Consider the following 19,767-nt stretch of genomic DNA (forward strand, 5'->3'; position numbering starts at 1 on the left):
CAGGGGAGGAAGCGCTCATCATGGCAATGACCCGCAGAACGTTCGCGATGATCCCCGTCCTCTCCGCGGCCGCGGTGGCCGCCGCCCCGGGCGCCGCCGCGGCGGCCAACACCGCGTACGTCTTCGGCTACTTCAAGGAGACGCCGAACCAGAGCGGCGACAGCTACGCCCTGCACCTGGCGGTCAGCACCGACGGCCTGAACTGGCGGCCGCTGAACCAGAACAACCCGGTGGCCACCCCGACCGCCGGCACCCTCGGCCTGCGCGACCCGTTCATCCTGCGCAAGCAGGACGGCACGTTCGTCGTGCTCGCCACCGACCTGCGCGGCCGGATCTTCACCGAGAACAACCAGTACCTGCACGTGTGGGACTCCACCGACCTGCGCAGCTTCACCGGTTACCGCCGGATCCGGATGCACGGGCTGGCCACCCACACGTGGGCGCCGACGGCGTTCTGGGTGCCGTCGCGCAACCAGTACGCGATCGTCTACTCGGCCAACAACGGCAACGACGTCTTCATGGTCAACTACACCTCGGACTTCCGGACGGTGAGCGCCAACGAGGTCTACTTCAGCCCGGGTTACCCGGTGCTGGACGCGGACATCGTGGCCGACGGGTCGACGTTCTACATGTACTACAAGAACCTCTCCGACGGCCTGATCTACGGGGCCCGCTCGTCCACCGGCGCCGCGAACAGCTACAGCAACTACACCGGTGGCCTGCGGCAGGGCAACGCCATCGAGGCCCCGCTGCTGATCAAGAACAACACCGGCAGCGGCTGGCGGCTGTGGGGCGACTCGTTCAGCCCGGTCAACAACGACTACTACGCCTGGTCGACGTCCACCGTGGGCGCCAACGCCTGGACGCTGCTCAACCAGCGCGACTACACCCCGCCGCTGAACGCCAAGCACGGCTCGATCGTCGGCATCACCGCCGCGGAGTACGACGGCATGGTCGCCCGCTGGAGCCTGCCCGCCTGGGTGCGGCTCAAGTCCTACAACTTCCCCGACCGGTACGTGCGCCACGCCGACAGCATCGGCCGCATCGACGCGTACCCGTTCGACCCGCACCAGGACCAGCTCTGGCGCATGGTGCCCGGCCTGGCCGACGCCGCCGGCGTGTCCTTCGAGTCGATCAACTATCCGGGCCGCTACCTGCGGCACAGCAACTACGCGATCCGCCTCGACGCCAACGACAACACCGCCGCCTTCCGCGCGGACGCCACCTTCACCCGGGTCGCCGGCCTGGCCGACTCCGCCTGGTCGTCGTTCCGGTCGTACAACTTCCCCGACCGCTACCTGCGGCACTCCGGCTACGTGCTGCGCATCGACCCGCTCAGCGCGGGCTCGAGCGCGACCGACCGCCAGGACGCCACCTTCCGCGTCGTCTGACCGGTCAGCCGAGGCGGGGATGCGGGAATGGGCGGCTCAGCCGAGGCGGGGAGGCGGGGATAGGCGGCTCAGCCGAGGCGGGGATGCGCGGCGAAGAAGTCCCAGAGGATGTCGGTCGCCACGATCGGCGCGTCCGGGACGGCCATCGCCCCGCTCTTCGCTCCCGGCCAGGAATGCCCCATGTCGGTGACCACGTACACCTCGACATCCGAGCCGTCCGCACACCTGGCGCTGGACCGCTTGACGTTCGCCTTCCCGCTCGGCGGGGTGGTGACCGGCTCGCACTTCAGCCGCTGGCGCCAGGTGTTCAGACCGGCCTCGAAGACGTCGTAGTACTGGTCTGCCCCGCCGATGATGCTCACCACGGAGACCGGCTTCGTCGGCACGAAGTCGGGTGACTCCACCCGGGGACCGCCGAGCCCGCCGCTGACCACCCCGATCGCCGCGAACACACCGGTCGCTTCGACCGCGGCCCGGAAACTCATGTCGCCGCCGTTGGAGATGCCGGTGGCGTAGACCCGGGCGGGGTCCACCCGCCAGTCGGCGATGAGCCGGTCGGTCAGCGCCTTCAGGAAGGCGACGTCGTCCTCCGCGCCGCAGCAGATCAGCGCGTTGAACCCGCCGGAGATCCCGTCCGGGTAGGCGACCAGGAAACCGTGCTCGTCCGCCTTGGCGTCCATCTCGATCATCTTCTTCAGGTCCTCGCCGGACCCGGGGAAGAAGTGCAGGCCGACGACGAGCGGCACCGGCTTGTCGCCGGTGTAGCCGGGCGGAGCGTGCAGAACGAAGGTGCGTTGCTTGCCGCCGACCTCGAGCGTGAGTTTGTGGTCGCCCGCGGCGGGCCGCTGCGCCGGAGCCGCCGGCTCGTCCTCGCCGCATCCGGCCAGCATGGCGCAGGCCAGAACCAAGACCATGATCGTACGCCGCACCGCTCGTCCCCCGTCTCCGTCGCCCGCCACGTCAGGAGGCTCGGTCACCGCACCGGGCCGGGCAACGGTTTCGGCCAGTGCCGAAAGGCGTGGCAAGCTGTCGGGATGTTGCGTCTGTGGCTGACCCCCGCGGACCTGACGCGGATCCGGTTCGCCGACCGGCTGCATCCGTCCGGCACCGTGCTCCTCGCCAGCCAGGCCCTGCGGCAGCCGACCGTGGCCGCCTCGCTGCCGACCCTCGCGCGCCGGGTCGCCGTGTCCGCCCCGGCGGTGCGGCCGCTGCACCATCTGATGCCGGTGAAGGGATTCGTGCCGGACTTCATGACCCCCTGGGAGGGCCTGGCGTCCATCGAGGACGGGCTGGCCGCGATCCGCTCGACGCCGGCCAGCCGGGTCCGGGCCGAGGTGTCCGCGGCCTACGCCCACACCACGGCCAGTGCCGCACGCCGCCTGTTCGCCGCCGGGGACCCGGAGGTGCTGGACACGCTGGTCACGGCGATGCGGTCGTACTTTCATCAGGTGCTGGCGCCGGACTGGCCGGCCCTGAACCGCACCCACCGTGAGGTCGTCCGCGAGGCCGCCAACCGTTACGCGATGGCCGGTGCCGACGGCCTGCTCGCCGGGCTGCACCGGGCGATCCGGTGGCGGGAGCCGGTGCTGGAGATCGACACCTGGCAGGACGGTGAGGCGCGACTCGGCGGGCACGGCCTGATGCTGCTGCCGTCACCGTTCGCCGGGCCCCGTCCCCGGGTGATGGTGCTGCCGGGCTGGCCGGCTCTGGTGGTCTATCCCGTCGAGCCGGCGACCGTGCCGGACCGCCGGCCGCCGGTGGACCCGCTGAGCGGCCTGTTCGGCCGGACCCGCGCCGCGGTGCTGATCCAGACCACCCGGCCCGGCCGGCACACCACCTCGTCGATCGCCCGGCAGGTCGGTATCAGCGTGTCGTCGTCGTCGGAGCATCTGTCCGCACTGCGCGAGGCCGGTTTGGTCGTCAGCCGTCGCGACGGCGGAGCGGTCGTGCACCGCGCCACCGCGCTGTGCCGGGATCTGGCCCACCTGCACGAGAGCTGACGGCCGGCCCGCGCGGGTGGCGGGCGCGGGGTCTGGCTGGGGCGAAGCTCCCGTGGTAACGATGGACGTCGATAGCTGGCCGTGACTCGACGTTCCCGAGGGAGTGCCATGCGTATTACCCGTCCGAGCAGAGCTGTTGTCGCCGCCTTCGCGTGTGTGGTTCTCACGCCGGTGGCCGCCGTCGCGCAGGAGCCGATCAGCAACGCCGGGGGCTCGCCGGTCTCCTGGGCCGCCGCCTGGACCGGGTCGGCGCAGGGCGTCTACCCCGTCGGATACTCGGTCGCCCAGCCCGGGCCGCCGGGGCCGGCCGGTCCCGGCAACACGGCGCCGCTGCTGACCGCCGCGTTCCCGGACAACCAGGCGCGGAACCAGACGCTGCGCATGATCGTCGACCCGAGCGTCGAGGGCACGAGCTGGCGGATCCGGCTGACCAACGAGTTCGGCGCCCGGCCGGTGACCTTCGGCCGGGCGTACGCCGGTCTGCAGTCCAGCGGGGGCAACCTCGAACCCGGCACCAACCGGGCGCTCAGCTTCGGCGGCCGGGGTTCGGTCACCGTCCCGGCCGGCCGGACCGTGCTGAGCGACCCGGTGCGGATCAGGGTGACCGACGCGCAGTCGCAGCGCCTGGCGGTCAGCCTGCACGTCGCCGGCGCGAGCGGGCCGATGACCTGGCACGCGGCCGCGTTCATGACCTCCTACCTCTCCGACCAGAACGCCGGCGACCACACCGCGGACGTGGCCGACACGGCCTTCCCGCACTCCACCACCTCGTGGTTCTTCGTCTCCGAGGTCCAGGTCCAGCGCCGGGACGCCGCCACGGTGGTGGCGTTCGGCGACTCCATCACCGACGGATTCTTCGCGACCCTCAACGGCGACGACCGGTGGCCCGACGTGCTCCAGCGCCGGCTGGACGCGCGCCGGCCGGATTCACGCCCGATCTCCGTCGTCACCGAGGCGATCGGCGGCAACATGGTCACCCGGATCGGCCGCCCGCCCGGTGGCTGCACCCCGTGTGACGGCCCGCCCGCGCTCGACCGGCTGGACCGCGACGTCCTCGACCGGCCCGGCGTGCGCGTCGTCATCCTGCTGGAGGGCATCAACGATCTGGGCGGCGGCGGAGCCACCGCCGAGCAGGTGATCGCCGGCTACCGCGAGATCATCCGCCGGGTGCACGCCCGCGGCATCAAGATCATCGGGGCCACGCTGACCCCGTCGGCCGGCACCGAGTTCGGCCTCTACGGCACCCCGGAGACCGACGCCAAGCGCCGGGTGATCAACGACTTCATCCGTACCAGCGGCCTGTTCGACGGGGTCGCCGACTTCTCCGCCGTGACCGAGGACCCGGCCAACCCGGGTCACCTGCTCCCGGCCTACGACACCAACACGAGTGCCGGCGGCGCGGGTGACCACCTGCACCCCAACCGGGCCGGCTTCCTGGCCATGGCCGGCGCCGTCGACCTGGCCCAACTGGAACGCTTCGCCCAGCCGGCCGCGGGCCGGCGAGCCGCCTGACCGGCGTCCGGTTCCGGGCCGCCGCGATCCGGCGGCGGCCCGGCAGCCGGGCGGCGACATACGATCTTCTGCGTGCCCGCCTTCCCCATTCGCGAGATCCCGTTCTCCCACCGTGGATCGTGGTTCGGGATCTCGCAGGTCATCGGCGAGAAGACCCACGCCGACGACCTGCACCTGGTGTCCCATCAGACCGGCATGCACCCTGTCCTGCGGTTCGTGCCCCTGCACGACGGCCGGCGCGCGCACACCGGCATCGTCGCCACCCCGTCGCTGCTCACCTGGCAGCACGACGCGGGCCGCATCGAACTCGCCTATCAGAGCGCCGACACCGTCCGGGTCCGCGGCAGCGGCCTCGGCCTGCGAGTGGCCGTCGCCGCGACCAGCCTCACCCCGTTCAGCGGCGGCTATCTCTACCGCGACCCCGTCACGGACGCCCACGTGCTGACCTCCTACGAGACCGGCCGCCGCTACCGGATCACCGTGCTGACCGGCACGCTCATCGGCGTGGACGGGGTGGAGGCGCTCGGCAGCGCCGATCGCCACCTCACCCTCTCCGCCGAGCCGGGCTGGGAGATCGCGATCGAGGAGTACGAGACCGGGCGCGCGCCGTTCACCGGGCCCTCGTTCGACGGGGCCGCGTCCGCGACCGCGGACCGGTTCGCCGCCTTCGCCGCCGCGATCGCCCCGTGGCGCGGCGCGGCGACCCCGGCCGCCGAACTGGCCGCCTACGTGCTCTGGTCGGCCACCGTGGACCCGGCCGGTTTCCTCGTCCGGCCCGGCGTGCTGATGTCCAAGCACTGGATGGACAAGATCTGGAGCTGGGACCACTGCTTCAACGCCCTCGCGCTCGCCGCCGGCGAACCCGGCCTGGCCTGGGACCAGTTCCAGCTGCCGTTCGACCATCAGGACCCGGCCGGCGCGCTGCCGGACTCGATCACCCACTCCGAGGTGCTGTACAACTTCGTCAAACCACCCATCCACGGCTGGGCCCTGCGCCGGCTGCGCACGTCGCTCACGCTGAGCACGTCGCAGCTCAGTGAGGCGTACGCACGACTGGCCGCCTGGACCCGGTTCTGGCTGGACCACCGCCGCGTCCCCGGTCACGACCTGCCGCACTACCAGCACGGCAACGACAGCGGCTGGGACAACGCCACCACCTTCGACGGCGACCGGGTGATCGAGACCGCCGACCTGGCCGCCTTCCTGGTCCTGCAGTTGCGGGAGCTGGCCGATCTCGCCGATGAGCTGGACCGGCCCGGTGAGACCCGGCACTGGCGGGAGACCGCCGGCACCGTGCGGGACGCCCTGCTCGAACTCTGGGACGGTTCCCGGTTCGTCTCCCGGGCGGCGGCCTCCGGACGGTTGCGGCCCAGCGGCAGCCTGCTCGATCTGATGCCGATCGTGCTCGGCGAGGACCTGCCCGCCGGGATCAGCGCGGCACTCGCCGCCCGCATCGCCGGCCACCTCACCGATCACGGCCTGGCCACCGAGCCGGTCGGCTCGCCGGAGTACACCGCCGACGGCTACTGGCGCGGGCCGATCTGGGCGCCGGCCACCGTCCTCGTCGAGGACGGGCTGCGCCGCGCCGGTCACGTGGATCTCGCCGACACGATCCGGGCGCGCTTCCTGGCCCTGTGCGAGAAGTCCGGCTTCGCGGAGAACTTCGACGCCGAGACCGGCGCCGGGCTTCGTGACCGGGCCTACACCTGGACCGCGAGCGGCTACCTCATGCTGGCGGCGAGTTCCGCGGGGCGCTGAGCGGCGGGGTGTTCAGGGAGTCGTTGCGCGCGGCGCGTTCAGCGGGCCGGTGAGCGGCGGGGTGTTCAGGGAGTCGTTGCGCGCGGCGCGTTCAGCGGGCCGGTGAGCGGCGGCGCGTTCTGCGGGTCGGCGAGCGGCGGCGCGTTCAGCGGGTCGTTGAGCGGCGGCGTGTTCAGCGGGTCGTTGAGCAGCTGTTCGAAGGCGAGTTCGGCGGCGCCCACCAGCGCGGCGTCGTCGCCGAGGACCGGCACGCTCAGGCGCAGCCGTTCCCGGAAGGCCGGCAGCGCCATGTCGAGCAGCCGGCCCCGGACGTGCCCGGCCGCGGCCCGGTAGATCTCGCGCAGGGTGCCGCCGAAGACGACGGCCTCCGGGTTGAGGATGTTCACCAGGTTCGCGACGCCGTGGCCCAGCCACTCGCCGGTGCGCCGCACCGCGTCGCGGGCCGCGGGCTCGCCGGCCCGGGCGGCCGCCACCAGGGCGAGGACTCCGGCGCGGTCGCCCACGGCCGGTTCGCCGATCTCGGTCTCCCAGCAGCCGCGGGATCCGCACCGGCAGGCCCGGCCGGCCGGGTTGACGACCATGTGCCCGACCTGGCCGCCGATGCCGCGCCCGGTGCCGGCGAGGCCGCTCGTGATGATTCCGGCGCTGATGCCGGCGTCGCCGTGCAGGTAGACGACGTCGTCGAGGCCGCGGGCCGACCCCCGGGCGTGTTCCGCGCGGGCGGCCAGGTCGGCGAGGTTGCCGACCCGGCAGGGGCGGTCCAGCCCGAGTGCCGCGCTGACGGTCTCGCTCGTCCAGGCGCCCGCGGGGCGGAACCGGATCGTGCCGTCGGCGCCGCGGGTCTCACCGGCCAGCGCCACGCCGACACCGATGGCGGTGCCACCCGCCGGTGTCCCGGGCCGCAGCAGGTCCACCAGTGCGGCGAGGCGGTCGAGGGCGGCGGCGCAGTCGGCCCCGGGTGCGAGCTCTGCCGTACGGATGTCGAGGATCTCGCCGCCGAGACCGATCCGCGCGGCACGCAGCCGGTCCACCTCGACGCTCAGCGCGTACGCGTGGAAGTTGGTGGGATCGGGGCGGACCATCAGCGACGGGCGCCCGGCCCGGCCGCCGGACGGCGGGGTCTCCTCGCGGACCAGGCCGGCCTCGGCGAGCCGGGCGGCGAGCGCGCCGATGGTGCTGCGGTTCAGGCCGAGGCCGGCGGTCAGCTCGGCACGGGAGGCGGCGCCGCGCAGGTGGACGTAGCGCAGCAGCGCGCCGAGGTTCCGCCGGTGGATCGCCTCCTGTGGCGAAATGGCCACGACGTGGTCCTCCGCTCGCTGGGGACGACCGGGTGCCCCCACCCGGACGGTGATGGGGACACCCGTGTGCGGCCGGGATCTACTTGGTGAGGGGCGACAGCTTCGGGTCGTCGGCGTAGGCCTCGGCGGCGTTCGCCTTGGTCACGATGACCGGCTCCAGCAGGTACGCCGGCACGACCTTGACGCCGTTGTCGTACGACTTGGTGTCGTTGACCTTGGGGTCGTTGCCCGCCTGCAGCGTCTTGACCATGTTGATGGTCTCGGAGACCAGCTTGCGGGTGTCCTTGTTGATGGTGGAGTACTGCTCACCCGCCATGATCGACTTGACCGACTCGACCTCCGAGTCCTGGCCGGTGACGACCGGGATCGGCTTGCCGGCGCCCTTGACCGAGGTGATGATCGCCCGGGCCAGGGTGTCGTTCGGCGAGAGCACGCCGTCGATGGTCTTGTCGCCGGTGTAGGTGGAGTTGAGCAGCGAGTCCATCCGGCTCTGGGCGTTCTCCGCCTTCCAGCCCTGGGTGGCGGTCTGCTTGATGTCGGTCTGCTTGGAGCCGACGACGACCTCACCCTTGTCGATCATCGGCTTGAGGACGTCCATCGCGCCGTCGAAGAAGACCTTGGAGTTGTTGTCGTCCGGCGAGCCGGAGAACAGCTCGATCGTCCACGGGCCGGTCGCCTTCTTCGCCTTCATGCCGTCCAGCAGGGCCTGGCCCTGCAGCTGGCCGACCTTGAAGTTGTCGAACGCGATGTAGTAGTCGACGTCCTTGGTGTTGGTGATCAGCCGGTCGTAGGCGACCACGATCGCGCCGGACTGCTTGGCCTGCGCCACCTGGGTGGAGAGCTGGGCGGCGTCGGTCGCGCCGATCACGATGACCTTGGCGCCCTTGGTGATCATGGCGGTGATCTGGGCCTGCTGGTCGGCGACCGTGGTCGACGCGCCGGCGTACTGGACGTCGCCCTGGAAACCGGCCTCCTTGAGGCCGTTGGTGAACAGGTCACCGGCGAGCACCCAGTTCTCCGAGGTCTTCGACGGCAGCGCCACACCGATCAGCGCGTCCGCGGCGAAGCCCTTGGCCGCGGCGGCGTCACCGCCGCTGTTGTCGCCTTCACGCTCGGAGGATCCGCAGGCGCTCACGCTCAGGGCGAGGAGTGCGGCGGCGCCGGCGGCTAGTAATTTGCGCATGGTTGAGGAACCCTTCTGTGCACGATGGAGGGAGAGGTCAGCGCGCGGCCGGGGTCTTGTCGTCCTCGCGGCTCGCCTCGGCGAGCGCCACGGGGTCGGCCGGAACGTCGCGGCGGAACGGGCGCATCAGCGATCCGATGATCGAGAAACGCCCCTGCTTCTTGTTGTAGACGTCGAGGGCGACCGCGCCGAGCAGGAACAGGCCCTTGATGATCTGCACCATGTCGGAGCCGGTGCCGATCAGCTGCAGGCCGTTGCTGAGCACGGCCATCACCAGACCGCCGACGATGGCGCCGCCGATCGTGCCGAGACCACCGGAGACCGCCGCGCCGCCGATGAAGACCGCGGCGATGGCGTCCAGCTCCCAGTTCAGGCCGTCCTGCGGGCCGGAGGCCGCGGACCGGGCCACGAAGATCATGCCGGCCAGCGCGGCGAGGATCGACATGTTCATCATGACCAGGAAGTTGACCCGCCGGAGTTTGACGCCGGACAGCTCCGCGGCGCGGGCGTTGCCGCCGACCGCGTAGATGTGCCGGCCACCGGCGGTGTTGCGTGTGTAGAAGGAGTAAATGATCACCAGGAAGGCGAGGATCAGCCCGGAGATCGGGAAGCTCGTGCCGACCCGGCCGCCGGCGAACCGCAGCGTGGCGAAGACGATCACGCCGACCATCACCGCGATGCGCAGGACCGAGATCCACAGCGGTGACGGCTCGGCGCCCTCCATCTGCTGGCGGACCTGCCGGGCGCGCAGCTCGCGCCAGATGACGGCGAGGCAGACGACCAGGCCGAGCAGCAGGGTGGCGTTGTTGTAACCGGTGTTCGGCCCGAACTCGGGCAGGTAACCGGCGCCGATCTCGCGGAAGCCCTCGGGCACCGGGACGGTGTCGGCGTTGCCGATGTACTGGTTCCCGCCGCGGAACAGCAGCATGCCGGCGAGCGTGACGATGAAGGCCGGGATGCCGACGTAGGCGACCCAGAACCCCTGCCAGGCGCCGATCAGCGCGCCCACGACCAGGCCGAGCAGGATGCCGAGCAGCCACGGCACGTCGTGCTCGGTGATCGCCTTGGCCACCACGATGCCGACGAAGGCGGCCACCGAGCCGACCGACAGGTCGATGTGGCCGGCGACGATGACCATCAGCATGCCGATGGACAGGATCGAGATGTACGCGTACTGCTGGGTCAGCGCGATCAGGTTGCCGGAGGTGAGGGCGAGCCCGTCGGTCCGGATCTGGAAGTACAGGATGACCGCCAGCAGCGTGAAGATCATGCCGAATTGGCGGGCGTTGGAGGTGGTCCCCCCGAACAGGTTCTTCTGTAGGTCTTTGAGTCGGCTCATCGTGTCGGCATCTTCTTCATCGAGGTCATCTGCTTCATGAGGAGTTCCGGGTCGGCGTCGCGGCGAGCGATCTCGCCGGTGATGGTGCCTTCGAAGACGGTGTAGATGCGGTCGCAGAGACCGATCAGCTCGGGCAGCTCCGAGGAGATGACGATGACGCCCTTACCCTCGTCGGCGAGTTTCTGGATGATGCCGTAGATCTCGTACTTGGCGCCGACGTCGATCCCGCGGGTCGGCTCGTCGAGGATCAGCAGGTCGGGGTCGGTGAACATCCACTTCGCCAGGACGACCTTCTGCTGGTTGCCGCCGGAGAGCTTGGTGACGCCCTCGTCGACGGTCGGCGTCTTGATCCGCAGGCTTCGGCGGTACCGCTCGGCCTCGTGGTACTCGGCCGCCTCGTCCAGCACCCCGTTGCGGGTGATCTTCGACAGCTTGGCCGCGACCACCGAGGTCTTGATGTCGTCGAGCAGGTTGAGCCCGATCGCCTTGCGGTCCTCGCTGACGTAGGCCAGCCCGTGCCGGATCGCGTCGGCCACCGACTTCAGCTCGATCTCCCGGCCGTCCTTCATGACCCGGCCGCTGAGGTACACCCCGTACGAGCGGCCGAACAGGCTCATCGCGAGCTCGGTGCGGCCGGCGCCCATCAGCCCGGCGAAGCCGACGATCTCCCCACGGCGCACCGTGAAGCTGGAGTTCTTGCAGACCAGGCGCTCGGTGGAGATCGGGTGCCGGACCGTCCAGTCGCGCACCTCGAAGAAGACCTCGCCGATGGTCGGCGTGTGGTCCGGGAAGCGGCTCTCCAGGTCGCGGCCGACCATGCCGCGCACGATGCGGTCCTCGTCGGCGCCGTCCGTGTGCACGTCGATGGTCTCGATGGTCCGGCCGTCGCGCAGGATGGTGATCGAGTCGGCGATCGCCTCGATCTCGTTCAGCTTGTGCGAGATCATGATGGAGGTGATGCCGCGCTCCTTGAAGCCGCGCAGCAGGTCGAGCAGGTGCCGCGAGTCGGTCTCGTTCAGCGCGGCGGTCGGCTCGTCGAGGATCAGCAGCCGGACGTCCTTGGCGAACGCCTTGGCGATCTCGACCAGTTGCTGCTTGCCGACGCCGATGTCCTTGACCAGGGTGTCCGGGCCCTCGTTGAGCCCGACCAGCGCCATCAGCTCGAGGGCCCGGTGGTTGGCGGCCTTCCAGTCGATGCGGCCGAAGCGGCGCGGCTCGTTGCCGAGGAAGATGTTCTCGGTGATCGACATGCCCGGGACCAGGGCGAGTTCCTGATGGATGATCACGATGCCGGCCTGCTCGCTGGCACGGATGTCACCGAACCGGGTCTCACTGCCCTGATAGATGATCGACCCGGTGTAGGTGCCGTGCGGATGCACCCCGCTGAGCACCTTCATCAGGGTCGACTTGCCGGCCCCGTTCTCCCCGCAGATCGCGTGGATCTCGCCGGGCCGGACCACCAGGTTGACGTCCGAGAGTGCCCGGACGCCGGGGAACTCCTTCGTGATGGATCGCATCTCCAGCAACGGCGCAGCGCTGCCCATGTTGCCTCCAGGGGCGGCCGGGATCGATGTTTCGGAACTGTAAATCCAATTGTTTTAATAAGTCAACGCTGATGCGACATCGAGATCTGCGAGCCGTCAGGGAGACTCAGCACGTGCGACGAACAGGGACCAACCTGCCGAAGGTCGGCCAGTACAACCGGGCCGTGGTGCTCGACCAGATCCAGCTCGCCGACGGCATCAGCCGGATCGAGATAGCGCAGCTCACCGGTCTCACCCCGCAGACCGTGTCCGGCATCGTGCGCCGGCTGATCGACGAGGGCATCGTGCGCGAGGACGGCGCGGGCGCCTCCAACGGCGGCAAGCCGCGCACCCGGTTGCGCGTCAACGCCGGCGCCGGCCTGGCGATCGGCGTCCACTTCGATCCGTACGAGTTGTCCTGCGTCGTCGTCGACCTGCTCGGGCAGCCCCTGGTCACCGTGCAGCGGCCGACCCCCGCCCAGGCCGGTCCGGAAGAGATCACCGAGGCCGTCGCCCGGCTGGTCGACGAGGTGCTCACCGCCGCCGGGGTGCAGCGCGACCAGGTGCTCGGGCTGGGGCTGGCCACGCCCGGGCCGATCGACCAGTCCCTGGGCATCCTGGTCGACCCGCCCCAGCTCCCCGGCTGGAGCCGGGTGCCGATCAAGGAGATGCTGGCCGGGGCGACCGGGCTGCCGGTGACCCTGGACAACGACGCGACCGCCGCGGCGATCGGGGAGCGCTGGGCCGGCGCAGGCCGGGGCGTGGCCGATTTCGCCTACTTCTTCTTCGGCGCGGGCATCGGCGGCGGCCTGATCCTCGGCCACCAGGTCTATCGGGGTGGGTCGATGAACGCGGCCGAGTTCGGGCACACCTCGGTGCGCCCGGACGGGCCGCACTGCTACTGCGGCAACGTGGGCTGCCTGGAGAGCCTGATCAACCCGCCGGCGCTGGAGGCCGAGGCGCGGCGCCGGCTGGCCGCGGGCGACCACGCCGGAACCACGCTCGTCGCGCCGGACCACCACGCCATCCGTCTCGCCGCGGCGGCCGGCGACCCCCTGGCGGCCGCGGTCATCGACGAGGCGGCCGGCTGGCTGGCGACCGCGGTGGTCAACGTCGTCAACATCGTCGACGTCGATCTGGTGGTCCTCGGCGGGCACGGGATCCGGCACGTGGAGGAACGGTTTCGTGGTGCGGTGCAACAAGCCCTGGCGACCCGCCCGCTCGCGCGCCGGATCCGTACCGTGCAGGTCGAGCTCTCCCCGCTGGGCCCGGACGCGGCCGTGGTCGGCGCGGCCGCGCTGGTGCTGCACATGACCTACTCGCCGCAGGTCTCCGAACTGCTGTCGCTGTGAGCGCGGCGGTCACTCGCCGGGACGGATCAGCCCGCTCTCGTAGGCGAACGCCACCGCCTGCACCCGGTCGCGCAGGTCCAGCTTCGCCAGGAAGTTCGCCACGTGCGTCTTCACCGTCGCCTCGCCGATGAACAGCCGGGCGGCGATCTCGGCGTTCGACAGGCCGCGCGCCACCAGCGTGAGCACGTCGAGCTCGCGCGGCGAGAGCCGGCCGAGGTCCGCGGCGCGGCTGGTGCGGGCGCTGAGGCCGGCGAACGACTCGATGACCCGCAGCGTGACCGACGGGTCGATCAGCCCGCCGCCGTCGGCGACGATTCGGATCGCGTCGAGCATCTGCTGCGGCGGGGACACCTTGAGCAGGAAGCCGCTCACCCCCGAGCGCAGGGCCTCGTGCAGGTAGCGGTCCTCGCGGAAGGTGGTCAGCACGACGATCCGGCAGCCCGGGCGGGCGGCGATGATCCGCCGGGCCGCCTCGATGCCGTCGATCCCGGGCATCCGGATGTCCATCAGGATCACGTCCGGATCCGTCCGCTCGGCCAGCACCACCGCCTCGGCGCCGTCCGCGGCCTCGCCGACCACGGTCAGGTCGGGCTCGTTGTCGACCAGCAGCCGCAGGCCGGCCCGGACCAGGGCCTCGTCGTCGGCGAGGAGCACACGGACGGTCACGGCTGCCGCCTTCCGATCGGGAACGTGGCGGTGACCCGGTATCCACCGCCGGGCCGCGGGCCGATCCGCAGCTCGCCGTCGTAGAGGGTGACGCGTTCGCGCATGCCGAGGTGCCCGTGACCGCCGCCCGTCGACGCCGGGCCGGCCGCCGGTGGGGCGTCGTTGGTGATCTGCACGGTCAGCGCGTCCCGCGTGTAGGTCAGGCGGACCTCGGCGGACGCTCCCGGCGCGTGGCGCAGCACGTTGGTCAGCGCCTCCTGCACGATCCGGTACGCCGACAGCTCCAGCCCGGGCGGCAGCGGCACCGGCTCCCCGTCGACGTGCGTCCGCACCGGGCTGCCGGCCGTGGTGATCTGCTCGGCCAGCGTGTCCAGCGTGCGCAGCGACGGCTGCGGGGCGTGCTCGTCCGGTTCGTCACCGTCGCGCAGGATCCCGACCGTACGGTGCAGCTCGGTGACCGACTCCCGGCCGAGCCGCTCCACCTCGTCGAGCAGCTGCTCCGCCTCCGGCCGGCCGTAGAGACGGCGGGCCACGCCGACCTGCAGGACCATGACGCTCACCGAGTGCGCGACCGCGTCGTGCAGCTCCCGGGCGATGCGGGTCCGTTCGGCCGCTACCGCCTGCCGGGTCCGCAGCTCACGCTCCTCGGCGAGCTGCGCGGCCAGCGCGGCCAGCTCCGCCGAGCGCGCGGTCTCGCGCCGCACCAGGCTGCCCGCGCCCCAGGCCGCGCCCGCGGCGAGCGCGAAGAACACCGGATCCCAGGCCGGTGCGCCCTCACTGACCGTGGTCATCCCGAACGCCGCGACCAGCGCCGCGGTCAGCCCGGCGGCCCACCTGACCGAGGTGGCACGGGCCGCCGCCCAGCCGACCACGGCCAGCATGGCGACCAGTCCGGCGCCGCCGAGGTCGGTCAGCCCGACCAGCTTGGAGCCCGGGTAGAGCACGGTGATCAGCACCAGCGCCGGTAACGGCCGGTAACCGGCCAGGGCGACGGCGAGACCGTACGCCACGGCGGCGCCGACCGCGGCCGTGCGCTGGTCCCGCCAGAGGTCGTCCGCGTACGCCTCGTAGCAGCCGGCCAGGCCGAGGAGCAGACCGAGCGCCGGGGCGGCCCACCTGTCGGCACCGCGCATCAGCTCACCCTTCCCGCCCGCGCCGCGGGGTGCGGCATCGGCCGTCGGACGATACGGCACCGGGCACGACCAGCGCCTCCGTCGTGCGGCGGAGGCGACGTTCCGCACCACGGCGGAGGCCCGGCGAGGCGGCCGGTTCGTACGGTCCTGCCTGTTCGCCGCGACCTGGCGGCGCCACCACCTGGAGTGTCGTTGATGCTGGATCCCATCGCTGATCGCCGCCGGTTCCTGGCCGGTCTCGCCCTGCTGGCCGGCGTACTGGTCGAAGTGGCCGGCTGGGCCACCGTCCCACCGCAGGCCGACCTGGAGAGCGCGACCTATCTGGCCGCCCTCGGCGGCGATCCCGGCCGGGCGCAACTGTCCGCGATCCTGCTCGGTTTCGGCTGGGCCCTGCTCGCGCTCGGTGTCGCCGGCTCGCTGTCGCTGCTGCGCGGCCCGCGCGGCGCCGTCCTGGCGATGGCCGGCGCGGTACCGGCCGCCCTCGGCATGATCGCCGTGTCCGGGCAGGTGTACTCGGACTTCTACAAGATCGCCCTGCACCGGGGCCTGCCGGTGGCCGACGCGGTGCGGATCTTCGAGAGCGCCGACGGGCTCGGCGGCACCGCCGCCTGGGTGGTGACCGGGTTCCTACTGTTCCCGGCCCTGCTGGTGATGCTGATCGGTTTCGCCCGGGCCGGCGTGCTGGGCTGGTGGGCCCCCGCCCTGTACGCGGTGGCGACCGTGGGCTTCTTCCTGACGCCGCCGGTCGGCTGGATCCCCACCACGGTCCTCGCCGTGATGTTCGTGCCGCTGGTGGTGCTGGGGGTGCGCGCCTGCACTCGGGCGACCGGCCGGGTCGTGGCGGCCGAGACCGCCCCGGCGGCGGCCGCGTAGGTCAGCCCCGCCCGGCGGCGATCGACACGCGGCAGACCCTCGCGGTGACCATTTCCGGTCTGCTCACCCGCGGGGAGAACCTGCCCGTGGGAGAAGCCGCGATCGGGGCTTGACCTTGCCCCTGGGGCAAGGTTCGACGATCGACGGCATGAACGAGATCGCACACATCAGCAAGCGGGCCGCCGAGTTCTGCGAGACCACCGGGGTTCCCGGCTTCGTCGCCGGCGTCTACCGCGCCGGCGAGCAGGCCGTCACCGCGCACGGCACGGCGAACCTCACCACCGCCGCGCCGATGCTCCCCGGCACCGGCTTCCTCTTCGGCTCGATCACCAAGATCATGACGACCACGCTGGTCATGCGGCAGGTCGAGCGCGGCGCCCTCGACCTGGATGCGCGAGTCGTCGATCATCTGCCGGAGTTCCGGCTGGCCGTGCCGGGCGCGGCCGAGAAGATCCGGGTGCGGCACCTGCTCACGCACACCAGCGGGATCGACGCGGACCTGTTCTTCCCGGACGACGCCGGCCGCGACGCGCTGCGGCGCTATGTGGAGCGGCTGGGCCACGAGTGCGGTGTCCTCTTCGAGCCGGGCGAGCGGGTCAGCTACTCCAACGGCGGCATGATCGTCGCCGGCCGGTTGCTCGAGGTCGTGACCGGCCTGTCCTACCACGACCTGCTCGAACGCGACCTCTTCGCCACCACCGGCATGGCCCGCGCCTGCACCTCCGCCGAGCAGGCCATCCTGCACCCCACCGCGATCGGCCATTTCCCGGGCCCGGCCGGCGCCCGCCCCACCGGCATGTTCACGCTGCCGCCGACCTGGGCGCCGGCCGGCGGCACGCCGATCGGCACCGTCGAAGACCTGCTGGCCTTCGGCCGCGTCCATCTCGGCGCCGGCCTCGCGCCTTCCGGCGCGCGGGTCCTCTCCGAGACCTCGGTCGCCCTCATGCGGACCGTCAACCACGACATGGGTACGCCGAACACCTCGCCGGTCGGCCTGGGCTGGCTGGTGCAGAACCTCGGGGGTACAACGGTGCTCACCATGTCCGGGGCGTCACCCGGCGGCGTGGCGGTCCTGGCGGTCCTGCCGGAGCGCGACCTGGTTCTCGCCGCCTACGGCAACGACCCGCAGGCGCTGGCCCTGCACGACGAGGTGCTGCACTGGCTGGCCGGAGAAGTCCCGGCGCCGGTCTACACACCGCGGGAGACCGACCTCGATCAGTACGCGGGCGTCTACCGGTCGAACCAGCTCCGCGTCGAGGTCCGGGTCGTCGACGGCGAGCTGGAGGAGCTGGTCACCTACGAGCCGGCCGACGAGTCCCAGGAGCGGATCTTCACCGGTTTCGTGGGCGGCGAGTTCAGCGTCCCGCCGATGCGGTACGTGCCGGTCGGCCGGAACCTGTTCGCCCCGGCCGGTGTGCCGCTCGACGGGCTGCCGCCGCACTACCTGGTGTCGTACCACGGTGGGGGTGCGTACCGAAGCTCCGGTGGCCGGGTGACCCGCCGCGCATCGGTCTGACACGATGCGGGCCATGACTGACGCGCCGGCCGGTGGGCGGCATCTGCTGACCATCGGTCAGCTCGCCGGCTACGCCGGCGTCACCATCAAGGCAGTCCGGACCTACCACGACCGCGGCCTGCTGCCCGAGCCGCCGCGCGATGCTTCCGGCTATCGACGGTACGGGGCGGAGCACGCCACCCAGCTCGTCAAGATCAGGACCCTGGTGCAGGCCGGGGTGCCGCTGGCCCGGATCCGGGAGCTGCTCGCCGCCGGCCCGGAGCGGTTCGGCGCCGCGATCGACGAGATCGACCGGAACCTGCGGGAGCGGGCCGCCGAGATCCGCCGGGTCCGGGAGCGGATCGCCCAGCTGCACGGCGGCGACCGGTTGTTCGTCTCCGAGCAGGTCGCCGGCTATCTGACCCGGCTGCGCGAGATCGGGGTCAGCGAGCGGACCGTCCGCTTCGAACGCGACCTGTGGATCCTGCTGCAGGCCGTCGCCCCCGAGCAGGCGGCCGCGTGGGCCGCGGACAAGGTGGCCGCCATCGCCGACCCCGAGTTTCGCGCGCTGTACCTCGACTACGACGCCGCCTTCGACTGGTCGCCGGACGACCCGCGCCTGCCGGAGCTGGCCGCCCGCACCCGCCGCTGGTATGCCGGGCGCGACGACAGCGTCGAGGCCGAGCTGCCTGCGGACCCGGCGATCAGCCGCTTGGCCGCGCTGACGGCCGAAGCGTCGTCCCCGGCCTGGGCGCGAATCCATTCCCTGGCCGCCTCAATCACTCCGCATTCCCCGGCCACCTGAATCACTCGGCATTCCCCGGCGGCCTCGATCGCTCCGCCTTCCGCGGCCACCTCGATCGCTCCACCTTCCCCGGCCACCTCGATCGCTCCGCATTCCTTGGCCGCCTCAATCACTCAGAGTGATGAGTGTGACGACGAGTGGCCACGGCGGTCGTTGACGTGTCGTTATGTTCTCCCTGTCGGGATTAGTCGCTCATGGGGGAGTAATCGGATGCGTAGTGCGGGGTGGCCGCTGGCCGGAGTGATCGTGGCAGCGATGGTGTCCGGCGTCTGGACGGCCGGCCGGCCGCCGCAGAAACCCGCGCCGGCCCCACCCGCGGCCGTGACGACCGCGCCGATGGCCGAGGTCGTCGCCCGTACCGAACCCTCCGTGGTGACCATCCACACCAGTGAGGGCGGCATCGGCAGCGGCGTCGTCTACCGGGCCGACGGTGTCATCGTCACCAACGAGCACGTGGTCCGCGCCGCCCGCAGCGTCACCGTCGCGTTCGCCGACGGCAGCCGGGTCGCCGGGCAGGTGACCGGCGCCGATCCGATCACCGACCTGGCCGTGGTGAAGGTACAGCGGACCGGCCTGCCGACGATCACGGTGCGCACGGACCTGCCGCGTACGGGGGAGACCGCGCTGGTGATCGGCAGCCCGCTGGGCTTCGAGAACACGGTCACGCTCGGCATCATCTCCGGCGTGGGACGGCAGATTCCGCTCTCCACGACCGGTGGCCGCCCGCTGGTCGACCTGATCCAGACGGACGCGGCGATCTCACCGGGCAACTCCGGCGGCGCGCTGATCGACCGGCAGGGGCGGCTGGTCGGGATCAGCGAGGCCTACATCCCGCCCGCCGCCGGGGCCGTGTCGCTGGGCTTCGCGATCCCCGCGAGCACCGTCGTCGACGTGGCCGATCAGTTGCTGACGAGCGGGTCGGCGACCCATCCGTACCTCGGTGTCTCCGTCACCTCGCTGACCGCCGGTGTCGCGCAGGCGCTCGGGGCGAAGGTGAACTCGGGCGCACTGATCCGGCAGGTGCAGGCCGGCGGGCCGGCCGCCACCGCGACCGCGCAGACCGGCGACGTGATCGTCCGCTTCGGCGACCGGCCGGTGACCGGCGTCGGCGACCTCTATGCCGCCCTGCGCGCTGTCGAACCGGGCCAAACCGCCAACATCGTGGTGAACCGCGGCGGCGAGGTCCGCACCGTCCAGGTCACCCTCGGCACGCTGAAGAAGTAGCCACGCAAACAGACCGGCCGCCCCGGCCCGGCCCGGCCCGGCCCGCAAGGCAACGCCTGCAGCGCTTTCGCGCGCCTGCGGCGGCCGGGCGGATCGGCGGTCCTGGTCCGTGAGGCGATGCCCGGCGCGCCGGCCTGCGGCGGCCGGGCGGGTCGGCGGGCCTGGTCCGTGAGGCGAAGCCCGGCGCGCCGGGCTGCGGCGGCCGGGCGGGTCGG

General features: G+C 71.8%; 16 protein-coding genes. 9 read left to right on the forward strand and 7 right to left on the reverse strand.

Going from position 1 to position 19,767, the window contains the following annotated elements; genetic code table 11:
* Positions 1-26 precede the first annotated feature (26 nt).
* The gene (locus AB0F81_RS28130; RefSeq protein WP_360201966.1) at positions 27-1,391 is read left to right on the forward strand and encodes a glycoside hydrolase family 43 protein; all 1,365 of its coding nucleotides are present in this window, start codon (positions 27-29) and stop codon (positions 1,389-1,391) included.
* Positions 1,392-1,459: 68 nt separating this feature from the next.
* Here AB0F81_RS28130 and AB0F81_RS28135 read toward each other — a convergent pair whose 3' ends face one another.
* Positions 1,460-2,305 carry a PHB depolymerase family esterase gene (locus AB0F81_RS28135; RefSeq protein ID WP_360201968.1) on the reverse strand — a complete coding sequence of 282 codons (846 nt, stop codon included), beginning with the start codon at positions 2,303-2,305 and terminating at the stop codon, positions 1,460-1,462.
* Positions 2,306-2,425: 120 nt separating this feature from the next.
* Here AB0F81_RS28135 and AB0F81_RS28140 point away from each other — a divergent pair, with 120 nt between their 5' ends.
* The 3 genes from AB0F81_RS28140 (at position 2,426) to AB0F81_RS28150 (ending at position 6,661) form a co-directional block, all read left to right on the forward strand.
* Positions 2,426-3,391, forward strand: a complete 966-nt coding sequence (locus tag AB0F81_RS28140; RefSeq protein WP_360201970.1) for a DUF5937 family protein — start codon at positions 2,426-2,428, stop codon at positions 3,389-3,391.
* Between the two features lie 108 nt (positions 3,392-3,499).
* Positions 3,500-4,903: an SGNH/GDSL hydrolase family protein gene (locus AB0F81_RS28145; protein WP_360201972.1), complete on the forward strand. Its 1,404-nt coding sequence runs from the start codon at positions 3,500-3,502 to the stop codon at positions 4,901-4,903.
* Between the two features lie 72 nt (positions 4,904-4,975).
* Positions 4,976-6,661 carry a glycogen debranching protein gene (locus AB0F81_RS28150; RefSeq protein WP_360201974.1) on the forward strand — a complete coding sequence of 562 codons (1,686 nt, stop codon included), beginning with the start codon at positions 4,976-4,978 and terminating at the stop codon, positions 6,659-6,661.
* A gap of 65 nt (positions 6,662-6,726) precedes the next feature.
* Here the strand turns inward: AB0F81_RS28150 and AB0F81_RS28155 are convergent, their stop codons facing one another.
* The 4 genes from AB0F81_RS28155 to mmsA form a co-directional block, all read right to left on the reverse strand.
* On the reverse strand, positions 6,727-7,959 hold the full coding sequence (locus AB0F81_RS28155) for an ROK family transcriptional regulator (RefSeq protein WP_360201976.1): 1,233 nt from the start codon (positions 7,957-7,959) through the stop codon (positions 6,727-6,729).
* Between the two features lie 79 nt (positions 7,960-8,038).
* The gene (locus tag AB0F81_RS28160; protein ID WP_360201978.1) at positions 8,039-9,142 is read right to left on the reverse strand and encodes a sugar-binding protein; all 1,104 of its coding nucleotides are present in this window, start codon (positions 9,140-9,142) and stop codon (positions 8,039-8,041) included.
* A 37-nt stretch (positions 9,143-9,179) separates the two neighbouring features.
* Positions 9,180-10,481, reverse strand: coding sequence for a multiple monosaccharide ABC transporter permease (gene mmsB, locus AB0F81_RS28165; RefSeq protein WP_360201980.1), 1,302 nt, complete (start codon positions 10,479-10,481; stop codon positions 9,180-9,182).
* Positions 10,478-12,025, reverse strand: a complete 1,548-nt coding sequence (gene mmsA / locus AB0F81_RS28170) for a multiple monosaccharide ABC transporter ATP-binding protein (protein ID WP_360201982.1) — start codon at positions 12,023-12,025, stop codon at positions 10,478-10,480. Before mmsA ends, mmsB begins: the two co-directional genes overlap by 4 nt.
* Before the next feature lie 113 nt (positions 12,026-12,138).
* Between mmsA and AB0F81_RS28175 the strand changes: the two genes are divergently transcribed.
* Entirely contained in the window at positions 12,139-13,356 is a 1,218-nt protein-coding gene (locus AB0F81_RS28175; protein WP_360201984.1) for an ROK family transcriptional regulator, read from the forward strand.
* Between the two features lie 9 nt (positions 13,357-13,365).
* Here the strand turns inward: AB0F81_RS28175 and AB0F81_RS28180 are convergent, their stop codons facing one another.
* A complete protein-coding gene (locus tag AB0F81_RS28180) occupies positions 13,366-14,022 on the reverse strand; it encodes a response regulator transcription factor (protein ID WP_360201985.1) in 657 nt (218 codons plus the stop codon).
* Positions 14,019-15,155 carry a sensor histidine kinase gene (locus AB0F81_RS28185; RefSeq protein WP_360201987.1) on the reverse strand — a complete coding sequence of 379 codons (1,137 nt, stop codon included), beginning with the start codon at positions 15,153-15,155 and terminating at the stop codon, positions 14,019-14,021. The genes AB0F81_RS28180 and AB0F81_RS28185 overlap by 4 nt, the downstream gene beginning before the upstream one ends.
* Before the next feature lie 195 nt (positions 15,156-15,350).
* Between AB0F81_RS28185 and AB0F81_RS28190 the strand changes: the two genes are divergently transcribed.
* From AB0F81_RS28190 to AB0F81_RS28205, 4 genes are all read left to right on the forward strand, one after another.
* Positions 15,351-16,028: a hypothetical protein gene (locus AB0F81_RS28190; protein ID WP_360201988.1), complete on the forward strand. Its 678-nt coding sequence runs from the start codon at positions 15,351-15,353 to the stop codon at positions 16,026-16,028.
* 148 nt (positions 16,029-16,176) lie between these two features.
* Positions 16,177-17,544 carry a serine hydrolase domain-containing protein gene (locus AB0F81_RS28195; RefSeq protein ID WP_360201989.1) on the forward strand — a complete coding sequence of 456 codons (1,368 nt, stop codon included), beginning with the start codon at positions 16,177-16,179 and terminating at the stop codon, positions 17,542-17,544.
* A 13-nt stretch (positions 17,545-17,557) separates the two neighbouring features.
* The gene (locus tag AB0F81_RS28200) at positions 17,558-18,328 is read left to right on the forward strand and encodes a MerR family transcriptional regulator (protein WP_360201991.1); all 771 of its coding nucleotides are present in this window, start codon (positions 17,558-17,560) and stop codon (positions 18,326-18,328) included.
* A gap of 210 nt (positions 18,329-18,538) precedes the next feature.
* Entirely contained in the window at positions 18,539-19,552 is a 1,014-nt protein-coding gene (locus tag AB0F81_RS28205) for a trypsin-like peptidase domain-containing protein (protein ID WP_360201993.1), read from the forward strand.
* Positions 19,553-19,767: the final 215 nt, after the last annotated feature.

The organism is Actinoplanes sp. NPDC024001, from assembly GCF_040638955.1.
Classification (GTDB): Bacteria; Actinomycetota; Actinomycetes; order Mycobacteriales; family Micromonosporaceae; genus Actinoplanes.